Annotated in this window: 5 protein-coding genes; 3 read left to right on the plus strand and 2 right to left on the minus strand. The window is 41.2% G+C overall.

The window, feature by feature from the left end; genetic code table 11:
* The first annotated feature begins 113 nt into the window (after window positions 1-113).
* The 3 genes from QUA33_RS23195 (at window position 114) to QUA33_RS23205 (ending at window position 4,149) form a co-directional block, all read left to right on the plus strand.
* Entirely contained in the window at window positions 114-287 is a 174-nt protein-coding gene (locus QUA33_RS23195) for a hypothetical protein (RefSeq protein ID WP_333151519.1), read from the plus strand.
* Between the two features lie 162 nt (window positions 288-449).
* The gene (locus QUA33_RS23200) at window positions 450-2,789 is read left to right on the plus strand and encodes an MASE1 domain-containing protein (protein ID WP_333151521.1); all 2,340 of its coding nucleotides are present in this window, start codon (window positions 450-452) and stop codon (window positions 2,787-2,789) included.
* Window positions 2,779-4,149 (plus strand): diguanylate cyclase domain-containing protein, encoded by a 1,371-nt coding sequence (locus QUA33_RS23205; RefSeq protein WP_333151523.1) that lies wholly within the window; start codon window positions 2,779-2,781, stop codon window positions 4,147-4,149. Before QUA33_RS23200 ends, QUA33_RS23205 begins: the two co-directional genes overlap by 11 nt.
* A gap of 306 nt (window positions 4,150-4,455) precedes the next feature.
* On the opposite strand, the gene QUA33_RS23210 is transcribed toward QUA33_RS23205, so the two are convergent.
* Both QUA33_RS23210 and QUA33_RS23215 read right to left on the minus strand, forming a co-directional pair.
* Window positions 4,456-6,099 carry a mucoidy inhibitor MuiA family protein gene (locus QUA33_RS23210; RefSeq protein ID WP_333151525.1) on the minus strand — a complete coding sequence of 548 codons (1,644 nt, stop codon included), beginning with the start codon at window positions 6,097-6,099 and terminating at the stop codon, window positions 4,456-4,458.
* A 63-nt stretch (window positions 6,100-6,162) separates the two neighbouring features.
* A complete protein-coding gene (locus QUA33_RS23215; RefSeq protein ID WP_333151527.1) occupies window positions 6,163-6,762 on the minus strand; it encodes a Uma2 family endonuclease in 600 nt (199 codons plus the stop codon).
* Window positions 6,763-6,915: the final 153 nt, after the last annotated feature.

The following is a 6,915-nucleotide window of genomic DNA, read 5'->3' on the forward strand; positions in this document are numbered from 1 at the left end:
CAACTGTATGTAAACAGGGTCTCCTAGTGCTGCTTTCTTGGCATTTTGATACTTGACGATCGTTTACATAGTTGCGTTTTACAGCACCGACCTAGTTAAGGCCCCATTAATGGATGATAAGCTTATCTAAAGCTGTGTTTGAAGCAAACACAGAAAAAATGATGAAAGTAATTCAGGAAATTCCTGAAACAGAACTATTTTTAATCAAAAGCCTGACTAAATTAGCACGTCAATTTCAATTTGAGCAAATTCTTGATTTAAGAGAAGCTTTAATGGTTCACAATTGAGATTTTACATTTTTTGTAGAGCAAGTTGATACCTAAAAAAAGATGGCAAAAAAACATTTTATTAACCTCTTAAAGGGTCTCGGTTTAGAAATAAAAAATCCCCACTGGTGGCTGCAAGTTCTGATTATTTCCATTGTTTATCCTTTGATTTGTTGGTTTCTCATGAATAATCATAAGATATCCAGTGTTACGTTTATTCCACCATATATTTCACCCGTTTGGCCAGGAACAGGATGGATGTTCGCCACTTTATTGGAGTGGGGTTATTCTCGTTGGTTAGGTATCTTTATGGGTCAATTTATTGCGACCTTAATCATGTGGCAGATATCCCCAAGTTTATTATTGAGTGCTGTCTTCAATACTATTAGTGTAACGATTTGGAATTTATTGGCAGTATTTGTGATTCGACGGTCAACTCGCACAAAATTTCCTTTTAATGAAGTCAATCATGTAGTAATTTTTATCGCCGTTAGTTTTTTGGGAGTTAGTTTACCAAATGCTTTGATCGGGACTTGTTCATTGATTTATCAGAAAATTTTCCCCCATTCTGACTTTCTAAAAACTTTCACTGGTTGGTGGATTGGTGATAGTATAGGCATCTTACTTTTTACACCTTTCTTATTAATTTGTTGTTTTAAAAAACAGAAGTTTTATGCCCCGCAGTCTTGGCATAGTGGAGAATTTATGATTATTGCTATTCTTTTGGGAATAGTCATTAAATTTGCCTTATTTGAGAGTCAACCTGTAGAATATTTACTTTTACCCCCTCTCTTATGGTCTGTTTTTCGTTTTAGTCAGAAAGTTACTACTATTTTAGTCACCGCCATTTGTAGTATGGCTTTTATCACTACGGCTTATCAAATTGGTATTTTTTATAAGGCGGCATTGGATCGTAATTCCCTTTTATTACTACTTTTATTTGTGGGGGTACTTTCCATTACGACGATGGTGACATCTGCGATTGTTTCGGAAAATCGTCAAGCGGCTTTGAAATTACAACAAGCTAATGCGGAATTAGAAGAAAGAGTGATTCAGCGTACTATGGCTTTGCAGGAAAGTGAGAAGGTTTCCCGAGAGTTGGCAGTGAAAGCAGAAACCGCAAATCAAGCCAAAAGTACCTTTATTGCCAATATGAGCCACGAATTGCGATCGCCCCTCAATGCTATTCTCGGCTTTTCGCAGTTGATGGTACGCGCCACAAATATGCCCCCCGAACAATACGAGAATGCCGGAATTATCTATCGCAGTGGTGATTATCTGTTAACGCTAATTAATAATGTACTCGATTTATCAAAAATCGAAGCAGGTAAAACCACCCTTAACCCTACAGACTTTGACCTACATATCTTGCTGAATGATTTAGAAGATATGTTGCATCTGCGGGCTAATAATGCCGGATTAAATTTGGTATTCCAGCGAACAGAAAATGTGCCGCGGTATATCTGTACCGATCAAATAAAACTGCGTCAAGTTTTAATTAATTTAGTCAGCAATGCCATCAAATTTACTTCCGAGGGTCAAATCACTTTCAATGTTTTTCTGGGAGATAGAGAAGCAACAGATGTTTTTAATTTGCATTTCCGTATTCGCGATACAGGGGTGGGTATCGCAGCAGCAGAACTGCCAAAACTCTTTGATGCCTTTAGTCAAGCTCAAGCTGGAAAAGATATGCAGGAAGGAACGGGTTTAGGTTTAGCAATTAGCCGGAAATTTGTGCAATTGATGGGTGGGGATATTTCTGTAGAAAGCGAATTAGGAAAAGGTACAAGTTTCCAATTTTATATTCAGACCAAATTGGGTCAAGTAACAAACAGCAAGAGTACAGAAGAATATCCAAGAGTGCTGGGACTGGTGCCCGGTCAACTTAGCTACAAAATTCTCACAGTCGATGATAAATCTATTAATCGACAATTACTAATTAAGTTGTTGAGTCCCTTGGGATTTGAGGTGAAAGAAGCTAGTAACGGACAAGAGGCGATCGCCATTTGGGATGAATGGGAACCGCACCTAATCTGGATGGATATGAGGATGCCAGTTATGGATGGCTACGAAGCGACAAAATACATCAAATCTACCACCAAAGGCAATGCTACGGCTGTAATCGCGTTAACGGCGAGTGTGTTGGAAGAAGAAAAGGCGATCGTGCTTTCGGCTGGATGTGATGACTTTGTTCGCAAACCCTTCGTTGAACACACCATTTTTGACGCACTAGCTAAGCATTTGGGAGTCAAATATATCTATGCAGAAACAAGATCTCCTGTCTTGGATGATACAGAAATACGTCCCTTGACATCGGAAGATTTAACCTGTATGACTCAAGAATGGATTACTCAATTATACGAAGCTGCACTTGAGGCAAATACCAACCTCGTGTTACAAGTTGTAGGAGAAATTCCCAAAACAGAAACTCGTTTGATAAAATCATTGACCAAACTTGCACGTGAATTTAAGTTTGAGCAGATTCTTGATTTAGTAGAACCCCGGAGTGGCAATGAATCTTAATTCTCAAATCGAAAATAAAGGTAATATTCTAATTGTAGACGATCTTCTCGAAAACCTACAATTACTAAGCGATGCGCTCCTCAAACTCGGCTACACTGTTCGCAGCGTTACCAGTGGGCGGATGGCACTGAAAACGGTGAAGGTAAAGCGACCAGATGTGATTCTTTTAGATGTTAAGATGCCTGAAATGGATGGTTATCAAGTCTGTAAAACTCTCAAAGCGGATGCATATTTTAGCCACATTCCAGTAATTTTCATTAGTGCTTTAGATGATGTCTTCGACAAAGTAACCGCCTTTGATTCAGGGGCTATAGACTACATCACCAAACCATTTCAAATCGAAGAAGTAGTGGCGCGTCTGGAAAATCAGTTAACCATTCAACGCCAGCAACAGCTTCTGGAACAAGAAAATATTAAGCGCCGGGAAGCAGAAGAGATACTTTATCAATCGAGGGCTTTACTGGCTAGTGTTTTGAATAGTTCCCTTGATGGTATTGCGGCAATGCAGGCTGTTCGTAACACCGAAACAGGCGAGATTGAGGATTTTATGTGTTTAGTCGTCAACCCCCTGATTTCTAGAGCTTTTAACAGTAGGCATGAAGAGATGATTGGCAAATTGATACTAAAAAAGTTTTTGAGTAATATTGATCCAAAACTATTTAATTGCTTCGTTAATATTGTCGAGACGGGGGAATCTTTAGAACAGGATTTTTACTATGAATCAGGAAAATCTTGCTGGTTTCACTTCGTAGCAGTCAAGCTAGGAGATGGTTTTTCAGTTACTATCCGTGATATTACCGCCCGCAAACAAATAGAATTGGCTCTCCAAGATGCCAATCAAAAATTAAAAGAACTGGCCAATCTAGATGGTTTGACTCATGTGGCTAACCGTCGGTGTTTCAACAATCGTCTTCAAGGTGAATGGCAACGCCTAGCGCCAGAAAAGCAGCCACTTTCTCTAATTTTATTTGACGTTGATAAATTCAAATCCTACAACGACTACTACGGTCATCTGGCTGGGGATGATTGCTTAATTAGAATAGGGCAAACATTACAAAAAGTAGTCCGTCGTCCCACCGATTTAGCAGCGCGTTACGGTGGAGAAGAATTTGTGGTACTTCTGGCGAATACGGATTTAAAAGGAGGGATTAAGGTGGCACAAAACATTCAGCAAGGAATTCACGATCTGGCGATTCCCCATGCAGAGTCTGACGTGAAGGAGATCGTTACAGTCAGTTTGGGTATTGCCTCACTCATACCCACCTTGGAAGTTCCACCAGATACACTGGTAGCCTATGCAGACAAAGCTTTGTACGATGCTAAACAACAGGGGCGCGATCGCTGGAGTACAAGTTGTTGAAAAATCGGGGCGTTTTTTTGAGGAAGGGGGAATTATACCGTTAGACAAGACTTTTCGCCAGTTGTAATTCATCCTGGTTTTTTGTTGATAGTCAGATCGTCAAATTTTTGATAAGTAATACCAATTGGAAATAGTCTTGCTACAATTACCAATTTTATACAAATTATCTTTGATTTGCACAACCCCCCGCCGGACACGGCAGTGCCGTTTCCCTACATACGATTGCCTATAATTTCTATATAGCAATATTTTTAAGAAGTGGTATAATCTGTAGCTGGCGTTACAGATTAAGAGTGTAAATCCTAATTAAATATCTAAACCTGTGACTGCTAAATCGGGAGGATGTTCGACAACAAACTGGTAATATAACTCTTGCTTTGCTTGCGGCGGCAGAGACATTATCCATTCTAGCACTCCCATTTCACCTGCTACTATCTTCGGATTAGTGAGAGTCAACCGCACTTTAATTTGTTCATTGCGGCTGACTGGCAATTGCTCTTGTAGTGTCAGGTGTACCTGCACCTGCCGCAGGTTAGTCACACTCAAACGATAGGCGTAACTCGTACGCCTCTGCTGACCGATCAGTTTTTTATCTACTTGTCTTTCCACTAATTCCCGCTCTATTTTTAGCCCTTCATCTATTCCTAAATTCAGTTTAAATTCTTCACCAGACGAAACATTATCCAATTTTACGATACCAACAAAAGTGTTGTCCCGAAAGATATTTGCTTTACCGGGCAGAAGAGTTGCACCTGTCAGCGGATTCACAACAACTGCTTGTAAATAGGCAAAACTGACTAATCGGGGAACGGCTATATATTCAGGTTTAAACGGATAATTTTCGCTAAAAATCGTCACTTTGTGGGGTGTACCGTCGCTGGGAATCTGGGTATTTCCCCCTACTTGAAATGAGACGGTGCCGCCTTCTTTCGATACTTGTGCGGTCGCGGTTTGAGCTGCTATGAGTTGGGGTGCGGCAGCAGCAGGTGGCCCACTTTCATCAAACTCTAAGTTTGTATAATCTAGTGGTATTTCTGCTTCCGCAGGCTGTCTGCTGCGTGTCATCATAAAGTCTCGGGTTTGAGGAGATTTTGGGTAAACAGTATCGATAAACCAGGGTTCGAGTTTTGGTGGCAAAGTACCCATTCCCGGTTTTGCTGTGGATAAAGTCAGCCCTACTCCCGTCCAATCTTCGCCTGTATTTTGATTGACTTCGGCTAAGTAGTTGAGATTAATTTGGTTGTTGGTAGTGTTGACTCGCAAGTCGTAAAGGGGAGTCCAGCGGGCTCCCATGACTACATAGGAAACTTCTAGTTCAAAATTGCCGGTGCCACTGGGTTCTATGGCAACAATGATGTTAAAACTTTGCTGGGAATGGGGAGTTTGTACTTGCCGCAACTGCAGCAGCAAAGCTTCTATTTGCTTATCTAATTGGCGCTGTTGTTTTTCGTGTTGGGCGATCGCACTTACATATTTTACGTAATTAGTTCCTAAAAAGTTGAGCAATTCGCCAGTTTCGTTTAAACCTACCTGCTGTTTGGCGATGCTGCTAGAAAAGAAACCGACGCTTTTTTCGCTCAAACCTTCCACAAATTTGAGCTGAATTTTTCGGGCGGTTATTTTGTCGTTAATTCCACGTCTTTGGGTTTGTAATTCCTGAATTTGTTGGGTTAATTCGGCAGTGCGATCGCCCACTGGTTCGCTGCTAAACACTGTTTCGGTTCGCACTCCCAGCAATCGCACAGCAACTGTACCCGCACCCGTGGCCCTGACTGACTCTGTTTCGAGGGTTGCGGGTACAGAGGCGATCGCCAATTCTCGCTCGTTTCCCGTCAGAGATACCGTACCGCGGCGCGTCACCAAAGCGCGATCGGTGTAAACTGTAACTTCGGATATGCTAGTATTTAGTGTTTGAATGGTATCAGAATTAAGTATTTCTGAGTCAGTCATTGCCAGTTGCTCCTATTTAATAACCGTTTAGTCGATCGAGCTATTTCAAAAGTAGTTTATTGATCAATTTTCCCGATCGCCCATTCCTCTAGCAAACTCCTCAAGCGCATCCAAAGGTGAAGCAAACAAAATACAGCGTTTCAGCAAAGACAAGTCTAACTCAGGCAGCACTTCGCTGCTAGTAATGCGATCGTAACCTTCCTCTCGCAGATGGTAAAGCTCTAGAGTGCCATCTTCCCAAAACCAGACTTCCGGGACTCCCATCAGTCGGTATTTCTGAAGTTTAATCGGACTACCGCTAGTGATAACTACCTCAATACACAGATCGGGAACATCTTTATCTGTTCCGAAACAATAAGACAAATCTGCTTGATACTCCAATTTACCCTCAACAATTTGACTGTAACTCCCACTGGGAAAAAATTGTATTCTCTTAACTTGAAAAAAATTGCTCAGTAGCGCTGCAATCAGACATCGAATTGCCTCGTGAGGTTTACTAATTCCCACAATTTCTAAAACTCCCTCACAATAAAATAAGCGTACATTTGCCACGTCTTCAAAACCAGCTTGAATCGCCTTGAATTGATGCCATATCAAACCGCGCCAAGTGAAACGTTGTTCGACTTCGGGAGAAGTTGTTGGATTGTCTATAGTTTGAACCATGAGTGTTCTATTGATGTTCAAAATGATAGCGGGGAGGGCGGGTTTACGAGATAGTAGGTTTTAGGCAATTATTATCGGTAAAACCCGCCCCTTGTATCTTAAAAGAGTGAGCTAGCCGATCGCCACGTCATTGATTCGATCATACCGACAATC

Source organism: Microcoleus sp. Pol14D4, from assembly GCF_036701245.1.
In the GTDB taxonomy this organism is placed as follows: domain Bacteria; phylum Cyanobacteriota; class Cyanobacteriia; order Cyanobacteriales; family Microcoleaceae; genus Microcoleus.

What these genes read in the sequence shown, in the direction of transcription:
- QUA33_RS23195 (WP_333151519.1), top strand. Translation starts at nt 114, where the DNA reads ATGATAAGCTTATCTAAAGCTGTGTTTGAAGCAAACACAGAAAAAATG.
- QUA33_RS23200 (WP_333151521.1), top strand. Translation starts at nt 450, where the DNA reads ATGAATAATCATAAGATATCCAGTGTTACGTTTATTCCACCATATATT.
- QUA33_RS23205 (WP_333151523.1), top strand. Translation starts at nt 2,779, where the DNA reads ATGAATCTTAATTCTCAAATCGAAAATAAAGGTAATATTCTAATTGTA.
- QUA33_RS23210 (WP_333151525.1), bottom strand. Translation starts at nt 6,099, where the DNA reads ATGACTGACTCAGAAATACTTAATTCTGATACCATTCAAACACTAAAT.
- QUA33_RS23215 (WP_333151527.1), bottom strand. Translation starts at nt 6,762, where the DNA reads ATGGTTCAAACTATAGACAATCCAACAACTTCTCCCGAAGTCGAACAA.